General features: G+C 50.6%; 20 protein-coding genes. 14 read left to right on the forward strand and 6 right to left on the reverse strand.

Annotated elements, in window-relative coordinates; genetic code table 11:
• The first annotated feature begins 115 nt into the window (after positions 1-115).
• The 4 genes from ACMGDE_RS04255 to ACMGDE_RS04270 all read left to right on the forward strand — a co-directional run bounded on the left by ACMGDE_RS04255 (position 116) and on the right by ACMGDE_RS04270 (position 2,915).
• On the forward strand, positions 116-550 hold the full coding sequence (locus tag ACMGDE_RS04255; RefSeq protein WP_436831516.1) for a DoxX family protein: 435 nt from the start codon (positions 116-118) through the stop codon (positions 548-550).
• A gap of 66 nt (positions 551-616) precedes the next feature.
• Positions 617-1,783 carry a trans-sulfuration enzyme family protein gene (locus ACMGDE_RS04260; RefSeq protein ID WP_436831517.1) on the forward strand — a complete coding sequence of 389 codons (1,167 nt, stop codon included), beginning with the start codon at positions 617-619 and terminating at the stop codon, positions 1,781-1,783.
• A 13-nt stretch (positions 1,784-1,796) separates the two neighbouring features.
• Complete coding sequence (locus ACMGDE_RS04265) at positions 1,797-2,213, forward strand: OsmC family protein (protein ID WP_436831518.1); 417 nt, start codon at positions 1,797-1,799, stop codon at positions 2,211-2,213.
• A gap of 171 nt (positions 2,214-2,384) precedes the next feature.
• A complete protein-coding gene (locus ACMGDE_RS04270) occupies positions 2,385-2,915 on the forward strand; it encodes a YceI family protein (protein WP_436831519.1) in 531 nt (176 codons plus the stop codon).
• A 50-nt stretch (positions 2,916-2,965) separates the two neighbouring features.
• Here the strand turns inward: ACMGDE_RS04270 and ACMGDE_RS04275 are convergent, their stop codons facing one another.
• Positions 2,966-4,069, reverse strand: coding sequence for a DUF2157 domain-containing protein (locus ACMGDE_RS04275; protein WP_436831520.1), 1,104 nt, complete (start codon positions 4,067-4,069; stop codon positions 2,966-2,968).
• A 13-nt stretch (positions 4,070-4,082) separates the two neighbouring features.
• Entirely contained in the window at positions 4,083-5,282 is a 1,200-nt protein-coding gene (locus ACMGDE_RS04280; RefSeq protein WP_436831521.1) for an aspartyl protease family protein, read from the reverse strand.
• Positions 5,283-5,403: 121 nt separating this feature from the next.
• Here ACMGDE_RS04280 and ACMGDE_RS04285 point away from each other — a divergent pair, with 121 nt between their 5' ends.
• From ACMGDE_RS04285 to ACMGDE_RS04300, 4 genes are read left to right on the forward strand one after another with little or no spacing between them, the layout of a single operon-like run.
• Positions 5,404-6,369, forward strand: coding sequence for a CPBP family intramembrane glutamic endopeptidase (locus ACMGDE_RS04285; RefSeq protein ID WP_436831522.1), 966 nt, complete (start codon positions 5,404-5,406; stop codon positions 6,367-6,369).
• Positions 6,350-6,568, forward strand: coding sequence for a putative signal transducing protein (locus tag ACMGDE_RS04290; RefSeq protein ID WP_436831523.1), 219 nt, complete (start codon positions 6,350-6,352; stop codon positions 6,566-6,568). Before ACMGDE_RS04285 ends, ACMGDE_RS04290 begins: the two co-directional genes overlap by 20 nt.
• 6 nt (positions 6,569-6,574) lie before the next feature.
• Positions 6,575-7,375: a phosphatidate cytidylyltransferase gene (locus tag ACMGDE_RS04295; protein WP_436831524.1), complete on the forward strand. Its 801-nt coding sequence runs from the start codon at positions 6,575-6,577 to the stop codon at positions 7,373-7,375.
• An 18-nt stretch (positions 7,376-7,393) separates the two neighbouring features.
• Positions 7,394-8,068: a DUF2461 domain-containing protein gene (locus ACMGDE_RS04300; RefSeq protein WP_436831525.1), complete on the forward strand. Its 675-nt coding sequence runs from the start codon at positions 7,394-7,396 to the stop codon at positions 8,066-8,068.
• Here ACMGDE_RS04300 and ACMGDE_RS04305 read toward each other — a convergent pair whose 3' ends face one another.
• On the reverse strand, positions 8,069-9,265 hold the full coding sequence (locus tag ACMGDE_RS04305; RefSeq protein WP_436831526.1) for an anhydro-N-acetylmuramic acid kinase: 1,197 nt from the start codon (positions 9,263-9,265) through the stop codon (positions 8,069-8,071).
• A gap of 68 nt (positions 9,266-9,333) precedes the next feature.
• On the opposite strand from ACMGDE_RS04305, the gene gcvH reads away from it, so the two are divergent.
• The gene (gene gcvH, locus ACMGDE_RS04310; RefSeq protein WP_436831527.1) at positions 9,334-9,714 is read left to right on the forward strand and encodes a glycine cleavage system protein GcvH; all 381 of its coding nucleotides are present in this window, start codon (positions 9,334-9,336) and stop codon (positions 9,712-9,714) included.
• A 78-nt stretch (positions 9,715-9,792) separates the two neighbouring features.
• Positions 9,793-10,197 (forward strand): VanZ family protein, encoded by a 405-nt coding sequence (locus ACMGDE_RS04315; RefSeq protein WP_436831528.1) that lies wholly within the window; start codon positions 9,793-9,795, stop codon positions 10,195-10,197.
• A 140-nt stretch (positions 10,198-10,337) separates the two neighbouring features.
• Here the strand turns inward: ACMGDE_RS04315 and ACMGDE_RS04320 are convergent, their stop codons facing one another.
• Together ACMGDE_RS04320 and rlmN are read right to left on the reverse strand one after the other, a co-directional pair.
• On the reverse strand, positions 10,338-11,033 hold the full coding sequence (locus ACMGDE_RS04320) for a ComF family protein (RefSeq protein ID WP_436831529.1): 696 nt from the start codon (positions 11,031-11,033) through the stop codon (positions 10,338-10,340).
• 7 nt (positions 11,034-11,040) lie between these two features.
• Positions 11,041-12,105 carry a dual-specificity RNA methyltransferase RlmN gene (gene rlmN / locus ACMGDE_RS04325; protein ID WP_436831530.1) on the reverse strand — a complete coding sequence of 355 codons (1,065 nt, stop codon included), beginning with the start codon at positions 12,103-12,105 and terminating at the stop codon, positions 11,041-11,043.
• A 132-nt stretch (positions 12,106-12,237) separates the two neighbouring features.
• Here rlmN and ACMGDE_RS04330 point away from each other — a divergent pair, with 132 nt between their 5' ends.
• Positions 12,238-13,413 (forward strand): amidohydrolase family protein, encoded by a 1,176-nt coding sequence (locus tag ACMGDE_RS04330; protein WP_436831531.1) that lies wholly within the window; start codon positions 12,238-12,240, stop codon positions 13,411-13,413.
• Positions 13,414-13,424: 11 nt separating this feature from the next.
• Positions 13,425-13,838 carry a (deoxy)nucleoside triphosphate pyrophosphohydrolase gene (locus ACMGDE_RS04335; protein ID WP_436831532.1) on the forward strand — a complete coding sequence of 138 codons (414 nt, stop codon included), beginning with the start codon at positions 13,425-13,427 and terminating at the stop codon, positions 13,836-13,838.
• On the opposite strand, the gene ACMGDE_RS04340 is transcribed toward ACMGDE_RS04335, so the two are convergent.
• Positions 13,835-14,407 (reverse strand): phosphatase PAP2 family protein, encoded by a 573-nt coding sequence (locus tag ACMGDE_RS04340; RefSeq protein ID WP_436831533.1) that lies wholly within the window; start codon positions 14,405-14,407, stop codon positions 13,835-13,837. The genes ACMGDE_RS04335 and ACMGDE_RS04340 overlap by 4 nt on opposite strands.
• A gap of 387 nt (positions 14,408-14,794) precedes the next feature.
• Between ACMGDE_RS04340 and ACMGDE_RS04345 the strand changes: the two genes are divergently transcribed.
• Positions 14,795-16,954: a phage tail-like protein gene (locus ACMGDE_RS04345; protein WP_436831534.1), complete on the forward strand. Its 2,160-nt coding sequence runs from the start codon at positions 14,795-14,797 to the stop codon at positions 16,952-16,954.
• A 28-nt stretch (positions 16,955-16,982) separates the two neighbouring features.
• Positions 16,983-18,917, forward strand: a complete 1,935-nt coding sequence (locus ACMGDE_RS04350; protein WP_436831535.1) for an L-type lectin family protein — start codon at positions 16,983-16,985, stop codon at positions 18,915-18,917.
• Positions 18,918-18,927 lie beyond the last annotated feature (10 nt).

Here is an 18,927-nt window from a genome sequence, read left to right on the forward strand (position 1 = left end):
GCCACCCTAAGGGGTTACCTGCTTTTCATAGGATACAAGCCTGCTCTTCAAACAAAGGGCGGGCTTTTTTGTTATCATAAACAAGTTTTCCAAATTTAACCTGAAAGGAGGTCATATGAATGTCATCGAACGAATCGAGCATTGGGGCGATGCGCATCATCCACGGTGGCTGGATATACTCCGCATCGCGGTGGGCATCGTTATTTTTCTCAAAGGCGTAACCTTCATCACCAACACCGAATCGCTGAGGGGACTGATTGAAGAGACGCACATCCAGATCTACACATGGGGCGCCGTGCATTACGTCGCATTCTCCCATTTGGTGGGTGGCATACTGATCGCCATCGGTCTACTCACGCGGGTAGCGATCGGTTTCCAGCTGCCCATTTTGTTCGGCGCGGTATTTTTCGTCAACATCACCCGGGGGCTGTCATTCCTCAATTCCGAGCTATGGATTTCGATCGTCGTGCTGATCTTATTGCTCGTATTCTTCGTCATCGGATCCGGACCCTACTCGCTGGATCAACAAATGCGTGAGCGGAAGCGGTAACGGGCTGCCCGCGCGGATTTGCATATCCCCACAACATTGGCTAAGTTTGTCGGACTAAAATTAGACATGAACGAACAAACAAAGGCCATCCGGGAGCAAGCAGACCGCTCTCCATACCGGGAACATGCCGTACCGCTTTACCTCACTTCCAGCTTCACCTTCGACAGCGCCGAACAGGGCCGCGCGATCTTTGCCGAAGAAGAGGAAGGCAACGTCTATTCTCGATATTCGAACCCCAATACCACGGAGTTTATCCGCAAAGTATGCGCCATGGAAGGCGCCGAAGCGGGGTTGGCTTTTTCATCGGGCATGGCAGCGGTCTATGCCTCATTTGCTGCGCTGCTCAAAAGCGGAGATCATGTCGTTTCCTGCCGGGCAATATTTGGCTCCACCCATCAGCTGTTCACCAAGTTATTCCCGCGTTGGGGCATTACGACCACCTATGTAGATGCCGCTAAGCCCGAAGATTGGGAAAAAGCCATCCAACCCAATACGCGGATGATCTTCTTGGAGACCCCCTCCAACCCCGGATTAGAGCTGGTAGACCTAGAATGGCTGGGCAAATTCAAAGAAAAACATCCCCACATCATCCTCAATGTAGATAACTGTTTCGCCACACCCTACCTGCAAAAGCCAATCCAATATGGATTTGACCTCGTCAGTCATTCCGCCACCAAGTACATGGACGGCCAAGGCCGTGTGTTGGGCGGTGTCGTCGTCGGCAAAAAGGCCTTGATTGACGAGTTGATGTTTTTCATCCGCCATACGGGCCCATCGTTGTCGCCATTCAATGCCTGGGTGCTTTCCAAAAGTCTGGAGACGCTGGGACTACGGATGGACCGGCATTGCAGCAATGCCTTGCAGGTAGCCCAAGCGCTGGAAACCCACGCCGAAGTGGCAACCGTGCGCTATCCGTTTCTCCCTTCGCATCCGCAGTACGAGCTGGCAAAAAAGCAGATGAAGGCCGGCGGAGGCATTGTCACCTTCGTTATCAAAGGCGGATTCGAACGGGCCAAACGTTTTCTTGATGCGCTGAACATGATTCTCATCACCTCCAACTTGGGCGATTCGCGTACCATCGCCACCCACCCGGCATCCACCACACATTCCAAATTGACGGAAGAGGAGCGGCAGCAACTGGGCATACAACCCGGAAGCATACGCATATCAGTGGGGCTGGAAGACGTGGCCGATATTATTGATGACCTTACACAAGCATTAGACAATAGCTAACACGATTATAGCGATGAAGATATCCTTAACCAGAGTCAATGACGCCGTACATTTTGAAGGCGCCAGCAATACCACCGATGCGAAGGTGCACATTGATGGATCTCCCGATATCGGCGGTGAGGGATTGGGTGCGCGCCCCATGGAATTGGTGCTGATGGCCCTTGGCTCATGCAGTGCACTGGATTTCGTCAATATCCTCAAGAAACAGCGGCAGCAGATCGATGAACTCAACATCGATGTAGAAGGCGAGCGACGGGAAGCCATACCGCACATTTTTACCAGCATTCACATTTCATTTTACCTCAAAGGCGACATTGACCCAGCCAAGGCCGAAAAAGCGGCTGAATTGGCCGTGAAGAAATACTGCTCGGTGCACGACATGCTTACTGCAGGCGGTGTGAACATTACGTACAGCATCGATATCCGCTAGTTCGACTGTTCTTTTCACGTACATACCATTGCCATTACGCATACTGGCTTGTCGTCCCCGAAGCCCTGTTTGTTGAGTGAATCGTTCCTACCAAAAAACTTAATCTATTTTAATGCATGTTTAAACATTGATGTGTATTTTTGCGTTATAAACGTAAAGGAAAACAAGATCATGGCAACTACATGGAAATTAGACCCTACCCACTCAGAAGTGGCGTTCAAGGTAAAACATTTGGTCATTACAACGGTTACTGGTTATTTCCGCTCGTTCGACGGAACGGTCATAACCGAGAATGAGGACGATTTTACTACCGGTAAAGTTGATTTCACCATTGATACCACCAGCATCGATACCAACCAAGCGCAACGCGATGAACACCTGAAATCGGCTGATTTCTTCAACGCAGCTGAGCACCCGCAAATTGCATTTACCTCTACCTCGATCGAGGGAAAAGGCGGCGATGCGTTCGCACTGCATGGGGATCTGACCGTTGGCAAAATCACCAAGCCCGTAAAATTCGACGTGGAATTCGGCGGTACCGTCACCGACCCTTATGGAAATTTCAAAGCAGGTTTTGAGGTGTCGGGCAAGATCAGCCGCAAAGAATTTGGCCTTACCTGGAGCGCCGTTACAGAAGCTGGCGCAGTAGTGGTCAGCGACGATGTCAAAATACACGCAAACGTGCAGTTTGTAAAACAGTAACCCGTTCTGTTACCCTATTCAGGCCTTGTGGGTTTGCGCGTCGCGCAGACCTATAAGGCTTTGTTTTTATCCTTGTCCTTGCCGCTCCAGATCCGCTCTGCCCACCGGCCGATATACCAAAACGAAACGGCCAGCAATAGGAAAAATACCGCCCGGTTGACATTGTCCCACAAGTACTCAAAAAATCGGGTATAGATGTTGATGACGAGGAAAACAATGCCGAATTCGCGTGCAATATTGTCCTGGCGCTTCAGCCCGTACCACGCTAAACCCAATGATACGGCTGTTGATAGTACCCCCCAATAGAAAATATGCCACTGCCGCACCTGCGACCATTTGTCCATGTCGCTGTAGTTTCCAAAGATCGACAGCAGCCACAACGCCACCATCAGATAGGTCAACCCGACGATATAACTGATCTGCCTGAAGGGCATAAGGGGCTTAATACGGGGCTGCCAAAAAATAGCAAAAGCCGTAAGAAGCGCCCCGAAAAGCGTAAAGCGCAAGGGGTAGTTCATTCCCCAGAACCGAAAACCCCAATTGCTGTGATAGGCCGTCTCCGTTGCAAACCATACGCCGAAGCTGATCAGCGTAAACACCCAAATTAGTTTGGACGATAGTTTGACGGACAATACGCCATAGATGGCCACCGAGGCAAGGAATAACAGCGAGAAATGCCCAGATCCCTTGTCGATGATCTTACCGAGGTAGCCGATGAACGTGGCCGTGGCAAAGACGCCAAGCGCCATCAGGGCCTCGTTGCTAAACGCCTTATCCGGATATTTGCGTTTATTGCGGAACCCCCAAGCATAAAATCCGATCGCCGATACCAAACAAAAGATACAGATCACCGTGTCGGGTGTATCGTAGAGCCGCTCGATCCACTGAAGCACCATCTGGTCGGCAAACAGCGACAAAAAAGCCAGTACTACACAAGAGAGCGCGATCCAAAAAGCATATTGGGCCAATCGCTTCCAGTCAAACCCCTTGGCTTCGTAAGACGCGCTCAGCTGCTTAGCCAATTGTTCATCGATCAGATCCTGTTCCTGCCAGTACTGAATGGCTTCATCCAATGTTTCCTTTTCCTGCCTGCTGATATCCAATTTTTGCACGGGCGTGGCCTTTTTAATAACAGCTAAGATAGTACTTTGCATACAGCTGGCCAAACTATAGCAGACTCTGCAGCTTCAAGTGCATCTCTATCAACTCTTCATCACGCCGTATAATCAGTTTCAATCGCTTTTTTGCCGCTGTCAGCGCCTTTTTATACTGCACAAAATCCTGGTTTGCGTTATTGCCTATCGCCAAGACAACGTCACCCGCCTTGAGACCAGCAATATCTGCCGGAGAGCCCTTTACGATGGAGCCGATCACGATCGTTCCATTGATGTAATACAGCTCCAATCCGGAATAGGAATACTGAAAAGGCTCGCGATATAGCGTGTTAGGCTTCAGGTAGATTTCGCGCCTTGCATAGTTAAAAATCACATTAAACCGCTTGAGGATCTGATTGCCGATCAGTCCACCCAAATACGGATAAGAAGTCACGTTGAACTCGTCTTCAAAAACCATGGTCGGCACTTTACGAAAGCGGTAGGGGCCAAGCCGAAAGTCTTTAACCAAGGTCATCTCCATGGCCAGCTTACCGCCGACGCCATGGGCTTCTATCGGAAACCGCTTGCGTTTTTTGCGGATAACCGCGCTATCCTGTTCAAACTCCTGCGATAATACCAACGACAGGCCCGCCCCGATATCAAAAAGGAAGCGCGAGGTAATCTTACGGTGGTCCCTTATCCGTGCTGATTGCACCGGAAGCGTACGGATGAACGGCCTGAGCAGGTACCCGCCCCGCGGATACTTCAGCGTACCCTGCGAGCAGATGACGATCTCGCCAACATCATAGTCGACCTTCAGGATATATCGGCTGAAAAGCGAATAGCCGATGACACCGTCGATCTGCGTACCATAGACATACGATAGAAATTCATAGTCATTGATGTGGAAGTCGAGACTATCGATGATCAGGTCATTCAGCTTCAGCTTTCGGTCGTATAAAAATTCGGCTTTCCGTACGCCTGCAATCCCGCGGATATTGATATCCGACGCTGTAGGCACCAAGTTTAGCAAACTCGCCGTTGTCGAATCCAGCGAAATCCCGCTGCTGCCGGTATCCAAGATAAAGATAAGGGTATCCGGATGGCCGACCAGTATCCCCTTTATTAAAATCACGCTTTCAGCAGCCAGGGAAAACGGCACCACGGTAAGCGGTTTGGATGGCGGCAAAATATATTCTTCCTGGCCTAATACCCTTTTGATTGTAAATAGGTAAGCTGCTAAAAGCAGGAATACAATTGGTAAGGCCTTCATGTATCGCCTTTTGTTAGTTAACTCAAATGTAATCAATCTCGAATAGATATACAACATAAACGGCGTGTTTCCGAGTGTCGGCTGCAATCCGTATCTTCACCGCCAAAATAACGAGACCACCATGACCGAACACAACGCCCCATCTGCGGGAATCCAGCGCTATGGAGGAAACCATCCAATTGTATCGTTAATTTTATTGCTGGCGTTGATGCTCGCGGGGGCAATGATATTCGGTATCCTCGCCGTGTTTATCGGTTTGGCCGCTACAAGCAGTTCGTCGGACATCGGCAACCTCGATAACCTCCTGTCCGGTAGTGGGGCCAACACCGCGTTCCTCAAAATCGTACAAGCCGTGTCCAGCATGGGCATGTTCATATTGCCCGCACTGCTGATGGGCGTCGTGGAAAAACGACACGATAAGTATCTCAACTTTAAGGCCCCAGTAAACCCCATGCTGTGGTTTATGATCATAGCGATCATGTTCTTTTCGGCACCGATTTTCGAACAGGCCATCAAGCTCAACGAGCAGATGCGCCTGCCCGAAGCCTTTTCGGGTCTGGAGAAATGGATGAAATCCAAAGAAGCGGAACTGGAGGAACTCACCAAACAACTCCTTTCGGACAAGACCTATGGCGGGCTGCTTATCAACCTCCTCGTGGTGGCGGTGATTCCCGCAATCGGCGAAGAATTCCTCTTTCGAGGCTGCCTGCAGCAAATCCTGACCCGCTGGCTCAGGAACCCACATATCGCCATTTGGGTTACCGCTATCGTGTTCAGCGCCATACACCTGCAATTTTATGGGTTCCTGCCCCGGTTGATGCTGGGCGTCCTATTTGGATACCTCTTGTTTTGGGGTAAAAACATCTGGCTTCCGGTATTGGCCCATTTCCTGAACAATGCCGCCGCCACAGTATCGGCGTTTTACCTGCAAAGACAAGGCAAATCCCTCGACGAAATGGATTTCGGCGAACAAATACCAAACTACCTGTATTTTATTAGCTTTGTGCTTACTGTGGTTTTGCTGTATCAATATTACAAAACTGCTATGACAGGAAACACCCGACGCGATGGAAAAACACTGGGTTAAACTATTGACCACGGCCCATCCCGCCCAAGCGGAGATGACGAAGCAAATGCTTGAGGAACACGGCCTGCATTCGGTGATCATCAACAAGCAAGATTCATCCTACCGCTTCGGACAGGTAGAATTGTACGTACATGAGTCGACCGAAGCCCAGGCCCGTGACCTTATGGCCGAAGTCGAACGGGGAGACCACGAAGGCTAAGCGTTTATGAAAGTACGTACCATCACAGCCCTCTTTTTTGTTATCGTCATACTGGCCTCGCTCGTGCTAAACGGTTATGTATTTGCCGTTTTTTTCCTTTTACTCAGTACCTATTGCCTTGATGAATTCTACCGGATCATTACGGACGAGGCCGGCAAACCAAACCGACTACTCGGGCTGTTGGCTGGGTTCCTATTTTTTGGGGTATATGCCGGCCATCGGTTGATAGGGCTGTCTGCGGATTACCTGCTGCTGGCTGTCCCCTTGATGGCCGCGGTATTTATCGCTGCGCTGTATCAAAAACAACCGAAACCGTTTATGAGCATTGGCAACACCATATTGGGCCTCGTGTATGTGGTCATGCCCTTCATTGCGTTTTTTTCCATGGGCTTTGTCGGAGAGGTGTATAACTACCGGCTCCCGTTGGGTTTCATGCTCATCCTCTGGGGCAATGATACCGGAGCGTACCTGGTTGGCCGTTTCTTGGGGCGGCATCGCCTCTTTGAGCGCATTTCACCCCAAAAGACCTGGGAAGGCCTCGCCGGAGGCGTGCTGCTGGCTGTGGTCACCTCAATGGTTCTGGCTCATTACTTTACGCTCTTGGCCCCTTGGCAATGGGTGTGCACCGCACTGATCGTCTCTACCTTCGGCACCATGGGCGACCTGGTCGAATCCATGCTCAAGCGCAGCCAACAGGTGAAAGATTCCGGGGCGATTCTCCCCGGACATGGGGGCGTGCTCGACCGTTTCGACGGGCTGCTCCTGGCTGCTCCGGCGGTATTCGCTTTCCTTAAAATCGTGTTATAATTAAAAACAATTCAAGCAATGCAACCATCCATACATCCTGAAACATTCGGTTTCCTTGCGGCAATCAAGGAAAATAACGACAGGGAGTGGTTTCAAGCACATCGCGAAGCATACGAACTCGCTTGGGAAAACATGAAAGGGTTTACCGCCGCTGTGATCGGGGGGCTCTCTCAAACAGACCGCTACATTTCGGAAGACATTCCCGTATCCAAGTGCCTATTTAGAATATACCGCGATACCCGATTCAGCAAAGACAAGACACCCTATAAGACCTGGCTTGGCGCTGGCATATCCACCGCTGGACGCAAGCTCAACGGTCCCGAATATTACCTGCACATCCAGCCCGGCAACAGTTTTGCCGCTGGGGGTTATTGGCGCCCCGAAAAGGACCACTTGACAGCCATCCGGCAGGAAATCGACTACAATGGACGGCGGTTGCTGGAGTTGCTGGATAATCCCGCGTTCAAAGACCATTGCCGACTCGACACGCAAGACAAGCTGAAGAGACCCCCGGCTGGTTTTGACGAAGATAATCCGTATATTGAACTGATCAAACTAAAAAGCTTTACGGCATTCGAACAATTGCCCGACGAGGCCTTGTCTGGTCCCGATGGATTGGACAAGGTGCTACAGGCGTTTCGCCGAATGTATGACTTTAAGCTATTCTTGCACGAGGCGCTCGGCGACGAGTAGTCATTCCGGAAAACTGATTTTCCCCATACACACTGCCGGAGCGTCCAGGATTGCCGCAGCATTGGCACCGTCCCCCGCTATGGTCTCGTTGGCCAATACCGCAAACAACGCCGCCTCCTTGGCATCAGGCAATAGCCCCAGCGCTTCGAATGAAGATACAGGTATCCCGGCGATGCCATCCCGTATGCCATGCATCAACAGCGGATTGTGCAATCCGCCCCCACTTACATATACCTGCGTATTTTCGGACGAAGGGACCACCCGTTGGATGGCCGCAACGATCGCCGTTGCCGAAAAGGCACATAAAGTAGCCATCACATCGATTGACGGGATGTCCTCCGTTCCTGAGGCCTGCTGAGCATCGGCGAGATATTCCAAGTTAAACAATTCAGGTCCCGTTGTTTTAGGAAAAGGCAGGGCGAAGAATTCATGCCTCAATAACGCCGCCAGCAGGCGCTCATCGACCCTGCCCGCCGCTGCCACCTTCGCATCGCGATCAAGCTCCATACCCCATTGCGCCTGCATATACTGATCCATCAACGTATTGCCTGGCCCTACATCCGTAGCGAAACAGGGGTTGCCGCTACTGGCCGCCGGCAGCAGCGTAAAATTGGCTATACCCCCGATATTCAGCAAGATCCGCGTTTGGTTTTCGCTGGCAAACAAGAGGTAGTCGCCATACGCCGCCAATGGCGCCCCTTCACCACCCGCCGCGACATGTTTCTGCCTGAAATCGGATACCGTCATGATACCCGTCGTCACCGCCACATGGTCGCCATCGCCGATCTGCAGGGTACTATTCGGGTAGTCGCTATTCCCCGTGAGCGACTGAGGTGCATGAAAAACCGTCTGCCCATGGCTGGCAATCAGGTCGATACCATCATGCGGAATCGCCCATTCGCGCAGTGCCTCATTCACCAGTGTGCCGTGCAGCTGTCCGATCCACGCATGAAGCCCGCAAAGTACCTGCTGGTCAATCGTATGTTTAGCAAAAACAGTCCGTACACGACTGCGGAAATCGCTTGGATAGGTTTTCGTGACGAAGTGCACGATCGCCAACGCCGTGCTCCGCCCGCTTCCGGTGATGCGGCAAACCGCTATATCCAACCCATCCATCGAGGTGCCCGACATGAGGCCCACGATCAGCCGCTCCTCCTTGTCCGCAAGCGCATACAGCTTTTTGATGTATTTGTTCATGATGTAATAAAGGTAACGGTATTTTGCCGTTTCATCATATAATTCTATTTTTGAGAAAAAATATTCGAATGACTTTTCCTACAGATTTAAGGTACACGAAAGACCACGAATGGATTCGTGTCGAAGGTGACGAAGCCGTTATTGGCATTACCGATTTCGCACAGCGAGAACTGGGCGATATCGTATTTGTCGATGTCAATACCGTTGGTGACGAAGTGGCGCAAAACGAAGTCTTCGGTACCGTGGAAGCGGTGAAAACCGTATCCGACCTGTTCATGCCCATCACAGGCACCGTATTGACCGTCAATGAACTAATAGACGGTTCACCGGAATTGGTCAACCAAGATCCTTATGGAGCAGGCTGGCTCGTGCGGATAAAATTGGCTGATCCGGCAGACGCCGAAGGCCTGTTATCCGCAGCAGATTACGAAGCACAGGTAATGGCCTAAGGCGCATACGAAAACGACATCCGCACGCGATGTCGTTTCATTTGGCACTATAATCGCTCCACAGTGGGCAAAAAAGATATGAAGCATTATATTTGGGCCATCTTGTGGGCAGTGATTGTGTTGGTGCTGTGCAGCATGCCATCGGAAACGACGGACGATGTACCAAAATTTCCCGGCATTGACAAATTGGTGCATACCGGTTTTTTCTTTGTGCTTACGGTACTGCTGTATTATGGCGCCATCCGCAGATATGATACCTTCAGGCCTTCATGGCTGATTTCCATCCGGATTACGGTATTGTCGTTTTTATTTGCCTTATTCACCGAATACTTGCAATGGAAAATATTCACCTACCGTTCGGCAGATGCATGGGACTTGTTTGCCGACGCTGTCGGTACCGGGATGGGGATATTCGCCTACCTCCTGTTGCATAACACCTACGGGGTTGAACCAGCAAGCCAACATCAAAACAACAATACATGAAGCACGTTAGGTACATCATTATTCAGGCCATTTTCGGGATTGTAATCGCCATCTCGGCATCGGCGTGCAGCATTTTCCGCAAGGGATGCAAGTGTCCTCCAGTACACCGCCAATTGACCATTCCTGAGCCCAACGAACCCTTACAGCGCTTTGGCAATGGTCACGGCCGTCACCTTAGCCACCCCGCCATCCAACAGGGCGGAGGCACAAGCGGTTATCGTAGCGCCGGTGGTCAAGACATCATCCACCAATAGAACATGTTTTCCGGCCAGCATCTCCGGATCGCGAAGCTCAAAAGCCCCCTCCATATTCTCATACCGCGCATAGCGGTTTTTCCGCGTCTGGCTACCTGTGGCCTTATGGCGTACCAACCCTTGCTCGATGACCGGCCGTTGCATCGACTGGGAAAGTCCCGCGGCAAAAAAAGCACTTTGGTTATACCCCCTTTTTCGGAGATTTGCCGGATATAGCGGTACCGGCACGATCAGATCTGCTTCATTGAACGGCGCCCACCCGCAGAGCAATTCGCCATACCTGGCTCCTATGAGGGTTCCTATTGCCGGACAGTCCCGGTATTTGAAGTGATGGATGATCTGCTGCACGCGAGAGGAGTCGCGAAAATAGACATACGAAGCAACGGCCTCCAACGGCACCCGCCCCCAAAGCTGCCTCGCACTGATGTTGTCCGGATCTTTATGCCCATGGGTATACGGCATGTGATACCAGCAATCCGTACAAATCAGGTGCTCGCCATACACAAGGGGTACATCACAGCCCGCGCAGGTCTGAGGGAAAAAAAGCGCGACCAAATCCTGAAGATATCGCTTAATGGGCATAGGCAAATCAAACTGCCGAGGTTGCCGTTTCCTTGATGGCCAATTGTCCGCAGGCCGCATCGATGTCCTTACCCCTGCTCCTGCGGATATTCGTAATGATTCCCCTTTGCCGGAGGAAATCAGCAAACCGGTCTATTTTGTCTTCCGAAGCATTCTCAAAATCAGCAAATGCGATCGGGTTGTATTCAATGATATTCACCTTACACGGCAAGTGTTTACAAAAAGCCGCCAGTTCCTGCGCGTCAGACAGGTCGTCATTGAACCCGTTGAATACGATGTATTCATAGGTAACCGGGCTTTTGGTCTTTGCGTAGAAATACTTCAGTGCCTCCGCCAGTGCGTCCAACGAATTCTGTTCATTGATAGGCATGATCTCATTGCGCTTACGGTCATTGGCCGCATGTAGTGACAGCGCCAAATTGAACCGCACCTGATCATCACCCAGTTTCTTGATCATCTTGGCGATGCCTGCGGTAGACACTGTAATGCGCTTTGCCGCCATATTCAACCCATCGGGCGCGGTGATCCGCTCTACAGAAGCCATCACATTAGCATAATTGAGCAGCGATTCGCCCATGCCCATATACACGATATTCGTAAGCGGCTGCCCGTAGTTTTCCTGTGCTTGCTTGGCGATCAATACCACCTGATCATATATCTCATCCGCATTGAGGTTGCGCTTACGGTCCATATAGCCCGTAGCACAAAACTTACACGTCAGGCTACACCCCACCTGCGAACTCACACATGCCGTCATCCGGTCGGGTGCCGGAATCAGCACCCCCTCAATGATGTTGCCATCATGGAGCACAAAACTGCTTTTTATCGTGCTATCCGCACTCCGCTGGGCCAGCCCTATATTCACCGCGTTGATGTCGAAATGCGCTTTAAGCTTATCGCGCAATGCCTTGCTCAGGTTGCTCATCTCGTCAAAATCCGTACACGATTTTTGCCACAGCCATTCGTAAATTTGCTTGGCCCGAAACGCCTGCTCCCCCATGGACACCAGCTGCCCACGAAGCTGCTCAGGCGTCAGCTTCCGGATATCGATTTTTGACCTAACTTCAACCACGCCACAAAGATACAGCTTTTTTACACGTATTTTCAGCCAATTACTTGATTAAACATCAAAAAAAACGCATCTTTGTTTTTGTGTGTTCTTCAAATTAAACCTAACCCTATCAAACTAGATACCGATCATACTATGAGCTATTTCTTTTCAGCGGACTACGTATTACCCGGCACTGGCGATGCCATCAGCAACGGCGTTATAGAGGTCACCGATCACGGCATGATCGCCGGCGTCTATCCACCCGATCACCCGGCGCTTACCGGCCAACCCATCGTTCGGCACAAAGGCATCCTCACACCCGGCTTTGTCAACGTCCACTGCCATCTAGAATTGTCACACATGACCGGTGCCATTCCCAAGCATACCGGATTAGTGCCTTTTTTACAGCACGTCATTTCATTACGGGCAGCCGACGAGCGCCGCGTGCAAGAAGCAATGAAGGCCGCCGATCAGCAGCTATACGACAATGGCATTGTCGCCGTGGGCGATCATGCCAACACCGCCATTTCCGCTGCGATAAAGGCCGACAGCAAGATCCATTATCATACATTTGTAGAAGTACTCGGTTTCGAACCCGAGCTGGCCAGCCATAAATTTTCCGAAGCTACCGCCATCGCCAGCCAATTCGATCCACACACCACCTCCATCACCCCCCACGCCCCCTACTCCGTATCGAAAGAACTGTTTAAACTGCTCAACGAAGAGGCCATCCTACGCAAGATGCCCCTAAGCATACACAACCAAGAAAGCGAAGACGAAAACAAGTTTTTCCGGTACAAAAGCGGTCAATTTTTGGACTTCTACCGCGCGTTGGACAAAGACATCGCAGACTTCAAGGCTCAAGCACGTAATTCCCTGCAAACCTTCATGACCTACCTGTCACCAGAGACGGCCGTGATGCTCGTGCACAACACCTATACCTCTTCCAAAGACATCTTCTTCGTAGAGCGCCAAGAAAGAAAGGTCACCTGGTGCTTCTGTCCCAATGCCAACCTGTACATCGAAGGCACCCTGCCGAAGCTGAACAATTTCATCCATTATGGGCACAACATTACCTTGGGCACCGATAGCCTAGCATCCAATGATCGGCTGTGCATTCTATCCGAGCTCAAAACCATCCATCAGCATTTTCCCGATCTTCCGCTCACAGAAACCATCAAATGGGCCACCATCAATGGTGCCGCATTCCTTGGCATCACCGAAACATACGGTTCGCTTGAAAAAGGTAAAACCCCTGGGCTCAACCTGCTCACCAGCACCGACGGCTTAGCCATCACGCCCGACACCACCATAAAGCGATTGATTTAGTATTTTTGGCCATGCCCATACCACATTATCAGGTAGTCGCCGCCATCATCCAGCATGATGGAAAAATCCTCTGCGTGCAAAAAGGAGTCCATAAATACCCCTATATCAGCCACAAATACGAATTTCCCGGTGGCAAAGTAGAATCCGGCGAATCGCACCAAGCTGCGTTGCAGCGCGAGATACACGAAGAATTGCACCTCGATATCCACGTAGGCGATCCATATCACACCGTGACCCACGCATACCCCGATTTCAGCATTACCCTCGAAGCATACCTCTGCGTTCCAATGCGCCCATACACCCTGCAACTCATCGAACACATCCACCACCAATGGCTATCGCCAGCCGCACTCCTCCAGCTTGACTGGGCCGCCGCAGATCTACCCATTGTAGCCAAACTCACCGCCGCAACAGGGCGCAGCTAGTTCAGATACCAAAAAACCAGACCGAGGATCGTGCCCAGCACCATGCCCACCACCACCTCCTTCCACACATGCCGCTTGAGGTGTATCCGCGACCATGCCAGCAGCGGTGCAAACAGCAAAAAAATGATTCCCGCCGTCTCGTTAAAATGAAGAATTAAAAAGCCGAGGAACGCGTGAAACGCCAGATGCATCGAGGCCTTGATGCGCCTATTGACCACTTGAGCCAAGATCAATAATACCAGCGCACACGCCATCGCCAGGCGCAGCGTTCTATCCTGACCCGTCAGCCAAAAAATGATCGTGACCGCCAACAACAATAAGGTCGTCGCAATAAACCACTTCTGCCGCTGTACCCGATCCGACACATCCAAGTTCGTATACGTTCCCTTCCTAACACCCCAAAGCGTTTTCAGTCCGATCGGCACAAAAATACCGCCGATGATCAATAGCGAAAGCACCGTAGCCCGCTGAGGCGACTCAATACTGAAAAGCAAAAAAACAGCAAAAACCGGAACGGTCAGAAACGGATGACCAATTGTAGAGATAAATTTTGCAACCGTTGTTTTCAAGTGTATATCAAAAGTCTAGTCATCATCAGCGCACCAAGCGAAGGTAACCAAATTTTTGCATGTAGGCAACGTTGATTGCTTTCGAAGAAATCAAAAAAAATAAATAAAGAATTGTAAACTAGTCAGTTGTATAATGAAAGAATTTTAACAAAAATATTGAAGAATTGCGATTCTGATTATTGATTTATCACAAAAAACTTTGCATCTTTAACGGCTCATATCTACCATTTTCTATGATTTATAAAATTACATCAACACCATCCGCTTAGCGAAGTATCGACGATTGCTGATTCGCTAACAAGTCAACTGAAACGCTCGGTTGGAGCAATTGAATATACCCCCTTAGGGATCGTTCGTTTCGTTCCAATACCGTAATCAACACGACCTATGAAGAATAAGTTTTTACTTATACCCCTGTTTACTTTCGTTTTTTGCTTTTCAGCACTTGCCCAACAAAAAGTGAGGGACAATACCATCCGACGCGGCTCGATACTACCCGACAAAGACGCCCTCTTGGAACTGGAAAGCACCAACAAAGGCTTGCTGATCACACGCGTACCGTTGAAAAAAACGGATGATGCTGCTCCGCTGTCGCAGCATCGCGTTGGCATGGTGGTATACAACACCGCCACCGCGAATGACGTAGTCCCCGGCATTTACTACAACAACGGTAGCCGCTGGGTGTTGGTCGCCGCGATAGATGACGTCAAACCTACCAACTACAATCCGGTCACATACGAGCTCACGTTTATCAACGGGGATGGTGAGACGCAGGTCGTCAATTTGGAAGAAGTGGTGAAGGCCACGGAAACCGTGACCACATTAGCTTATGACAGCAGCACACATCTACTCAACTATACGGATGAGGATAGCGTAGCCCACGCGTTCGATCTCAATGTCGGCGCATTAACTTATAATGATCAGACCCATGTACTTACGTATACCAACGAAAAAGGCACGGCAACGAGCGTTCCACTGAACAACACTTCGCTTACCTATGATCCATCATCAGGTACGCTGCGGTATGTCAATACACTGGGTCAACTCGAAGAATTTGATTTTTCGAATATGGTGGATCAACTGGAGACGGTGACTGCGTTGTCGTATGATTCGGACACCCATATACTCACCTATGTCGATGAAGACCGGAATACGCATACGTTTAATCTTGATGTTGGGCAGTTGGCGTACGATAATGTGACGAATACATTGGCCTATACAGCGGAAGATGGAACGGTATTGACCATACCGCTCAATGGGACAGGGCTGGTATATGATGCCACCACAGGGGTGCTTACTTATACCAATTCGCGGGGACAGGCACAGACTGTCGACCTCTCGGACATCGTAACCGCGCTGGAGACGGTCACCGAGCTGACCTACGACGCGTCGGCGCACGAGCTGGAGTACGTTGACGAGGACGGCACGCCGCACACCCTCGACCTGAACGTGGGCACCCTGGCATACGAGCCGACAACCAACACCCTCACATACACCGCCGAGGACGGAACCCCGACAGACATCCCGCTGAACAACACGGACCTGTCCTACGACCCGGCCGACGGGGAGCTGACCTACCTGAACTCGCTTGGCGTCCCGCAGGTGATCGACCTCTCGGACATCGTAACCGCGCTGGAGACGGTCACCGAGCTGACCTACGACGCGTCGGCGCACGAGCTGGAGTACGTTGACGAGGACGGCACGCCGCACACCCTCGACCTGAACGTGGGCACCCTGGCATACGAGCCGACAACCAACACCCTCACATACACCGCCGAGGACGGAACCCCGACAGACATCCCGCTGAACAACACGGACCTGTCCTACGACCCGGCCGACGGGGAGCTGACCTACCTGAACTCGCTTGGCGTCCCGCAGGTGATCGACCTCTCGGACATCGTAACCGCGCTGGAGACGGTCACCGAGCTTAACAGCGAAATCACCACAAACGATGACGACGAGACCGTTCACCGTCTAACCTATACAGACGAAAATGGCGACGAGCAGGAAATAGACATCGCCGCCGCCAACGGCCTTCAAATCGATGGCTCCTCCGGCGCGATAAAACTCGGCGGAACCTTGGTAAACGAAGAAACCGTCATCGAAACAACCGCCGCCAACACCCTCGCTATCTCGGGTCTACAGCCCGGCAACCCAGACCATGATCGCATCGTAACAGTTGATGAAGACGGCGTACTGAAAACCGTCTCCTCCAACAAGTTTGTACGGTTCTTTTACATGCCCTCTGTAATATTTGATACTTCCTTGGAAGATGATGACCTTGAAAGGGACCTCTATCAAGAATATATAGATCAGTTCACCGAAATCGACGCAAATTTAAGAAGTACCGGAGCACCGCCATCAATACCACACATACCTGATCGCAAGGAGCTTTATTACTACATTACCTATTACGATGATGAAGTATTCAACATCCAAGGCATCAATGAAGACGGGATACTCACCTATGACATCATAGGCTCCGGCACCCCCATGTCCTTCATGAACATCGTTTTTGTCATTAAAGGAGAAGAAAACGAAGATTAACGGATTATTGGATAAGCTAGAAGCATATATGAAGATACATACCAACATGGTTGATTCAAGAATGTTCTATCGAGTCATCACACTGGCAGCGGCGGCAATCATCATGGCTTGCCAAACCAGCAAGGCTCAATTTACCATCATCGATGATCTGAGGGGAAATAACTATCCCGATATCGTTGTCGGTGGCCCAGGGGGAACCCAAGGAACGGCATACCTTACGTCAGGTATCGATGATCCGGTTGGCAGCGGTTGGCTCCGATTGACCCGAGATCAAACTAATCAAAGAGGCTACGCTTATATCGATCGTTCTTTCCCTTCGGGGATGGGCGTATTGATTGATTTTGAATACAAAATGTGGAGAACCGGCTCAAGCCATACCGGCGCCGACGGCTTGAGCGTATTTCTTTTTGATGCTGATGAAGAATTTCGCTTGGGAGGTTACGGAGGCTCTCTTGGCTATGCACCAAACACTAATAGCAATCCTCCCGTAACCCAGGGCTTGGCGGGAGGCTATATCGGCGTCGGACTCGACGCGTATGGTAATTTTTCAAACCCTTTTAATGACCCTAGCGAAGGCCGTAATGGCGGGCCTGGGGAAGAACCAAATTCCGTAGTCCTCCGAGGGCCAACGACCGATGATTCCAATACGACCAACGAATTCCTTACTTCCACATTATTGGGTGATAGAGAAGGAGACAATGGAGAAATCCGTCAACGGGGCGAAGTCGATTATGATATCCCAACTATTACACGTCCCTCTAGCGATGATTTTTATCGCCGAGTTCAGATCACGGTACTGGATGTAGAAGACGTAAACGGAGAACTAAGGTATGAAATCACCGTTCGTTGGAGCAGATCGCCCGGCGGAGCCTTTGAACATTTAATTACATACACAACAGATGAGCCTCCTCCCCAAAGAATGAAAGTGGGTTTCGCCGCGTCTACCGGAGCCGATCTTAATTTCCACGAAATCCGCAATATCCTTGTAACCACCCTCGGCAACCTGCGCACCATCAAATTAGCCGATAAGGATTTTCTAATTCCGACAAATGCGGGGGGCGGGGGAGCAAACGAAAACAAAATCACGTACACCATTGAGGTGGTTAACGACACAAATGCACCTATTGAAGGAATTGTATTAAGGGACACGATTAAAGATGCTTACGGCAACGTGTTGAGCCCTGAGACGTTCACAATCGACCCAGGAAGCATTACCGTACTTAATCCCGATGTCTTGACGGTGGAATCCGACATCGAAGAAACCACAACCAACATTATTCAAGGAACTGTGTCCATAGCGGCAGGTGAAACGGGCTTGATACAAGTAACGGGCACGCTGCACCAAACACCCCCCGGCAATCACATCATCAATACGGTGCTATTGGATCTTCCTGATGGAACCGACTATGATGACGAAGATCCACTCAACAACACGTATTCCTGGCGAACGCCTGTATACGCTGATGGGGTAGACCTCATCTTGGGCGACATCATCCCCGACGGAAGGTGCATTGATTATGTAAATGGCAATACATTTACGGTGCAGGTGTCCAACATGGGGACGGATGATCTAAATGTAGCTTCGTCAGACCCCAATAAAAGAATTACCGTCACGATTACCCATCCTCCGGGCACTGTGTTTACACCATTGCAGCCGACACCAGAAGAAGTAAAATGGACATTGACCAACAATAGCCCTACGAGCCATACCTATCGGCTCACTAATCCTTCGAAAAACATCTTACCGCGAGGATTCACTCATCCGGACCTCATTCGTTTCCGGTTAACGTCGGAGCTAACAGACATTCCTACCCGAGATGAATATACGGTCAACGCAATAGTTGACCAATTTAATGATAACGATGATGACAACGACGGGAATAACATAAGCACAGCCTCACTGCACAACTGTGCCATCATATCCAACCCCATGATTTACCAGCGGGTAAAGTGGTGGCCTTAGCACGAAGAAA

This window comes from Parapedobacter brassicae (assembly GCF_051400755.1).
Classification (GTDB): domain Bacteria; phylum Bacteroidota; class Bacteroidia; order Sphingobacteriales; family Sphingobacteriaceae; genus Parapedobacter.

Excerpts from the sequence above, each read along its gene's own strand:
- ACMGDE_RS04255 (WP_436831516.1), top strand. The coding sequence starts at position 116 with ATGAATGTCATCGAACGAATCGAGCATTGGGGCGATGCGCATCATCCA.
- ACMGDE_RS04260 (WP_436831517.1), top strand. The coding sequence starts at position 617 with ATGAACGAACAAACAAAGGCCATCCGGGAGCAAGCAGACCGCTCTCCA.
- ACMGDE_RS04265 (WP_436831518.1), top strand. The coding sequence starts at position 1,797 with ATGAAGATATCCTTAACCAGAGTCAATGACGCCGTACATTTTGAAGGC.
- ACMGDE_RS04270 (WP_436831519.1), top strand. The coding sequence starts at position 2,385 with ATGGCAACTACATGGAAATTAGACCCTACCCACTCAGAAGTGGCGTTC.
- ACMGDE_RS04275 (WP_436831520.1), bottom strand. The coding sequence starts at position 4,069 with ATGCAAAGTACTATCTTAGCTGTTATTAAAAAGGCCACGCCCGTGCAA.
- ACMGDE_RS04280 (WP_436831521.1), bottom strand. The coding sequence starts at position 5,282 with ATGAAGGCCTTACCAATTGTATTCCTGCTTTTAGCAGCTTACCTATTT.
- ACMGDE_RS04285 (WP_436831522.1), top strand. The coding sequence starts at position 5,404 with ATGACCGAACACAACGCCCCATCTGCGGGAATCCAGCGCTATGGAGGA.
- ACMGDE_RS04290 (WP_436831523.1), top strand. The coding sequence starts at position 6,350 with ATGGAAAAACACTGGGTTAAACTATTGACCACGGCCCATCCCGCCCAA.
- ACMGDE_RS04295 (WP_436831524.1), top strand. The coding sequence starts at position 6,575 with ATGAAAGTACGTACCATCACAGCCCTCTTTTTTGTTATCGTCATACTG.
- ACMGDE_RS04300 (WP_436831525.1), top strand. The coding sequence starts at position 7,394 with ATGCAACCATCCATACATCCTGAAACATTCGGTTTCCTTGCGGCAATC.
- ACMGDE_RS04305 (WP_436831526.1), bottom strand. The coding sequence starts at position 9,265 with ATGAACAAATACATCAAAAAGCTGTATGCGCTTGCGGACAAGGAGGAG.
- gcvH (WP_436831527.1), top strand. The coding sequence starts at position 9,334 with ATGACTTTTCCTACAGATTTAAGGTACACGAAAGACCACGAATGGATT.
- ACMGDE_RS04315 (WP_436831528.1), top strand. The coding sequence starts at position 9,793 with ATGAAGCATTATATTTGGGCCATCTTGTGGGCAGTGATTGTGTTGGTG.
- ACMGDE_RS04320 (WP_436831529.1), bottom strand. The coding sequence starts at position 11,033 with ATGCCCATTAAGCGATATCTTCAGGATTTGGTCGCGCTTTTTTTCCCT.
- ACMGDE_RS04330 (WP_436831531.1), top strand. The coding sequence starts at position 12,238 with ATGAGCTATTTCTTTTCAGCGGACTACGTATTACCCGGCACTGGCGAT.
- ACMGDE_RS04335 (WP_436831532.1), top strand. The coding sequence starts at position 13,425 with ATGCCCATACCACATTATCAGGTAGTCGCCGCCATCATCCAGCATGAT.
- ACMGDE_RS04345 (WP_436831534.1), top strand. The coding sequence starts at position 14,795 with ATGAAGAATAAGTTTTTACTTATACCCCTGTTTACTTTCGTTTTTTGC.
- ACMGDE_RS04350 (WP_436831535.1), top strand. The coding sequence starts at position 16,983 with ATGAAGATACATACCAACATGGTTGATTCAAGAATGTTCTATCGAGTC.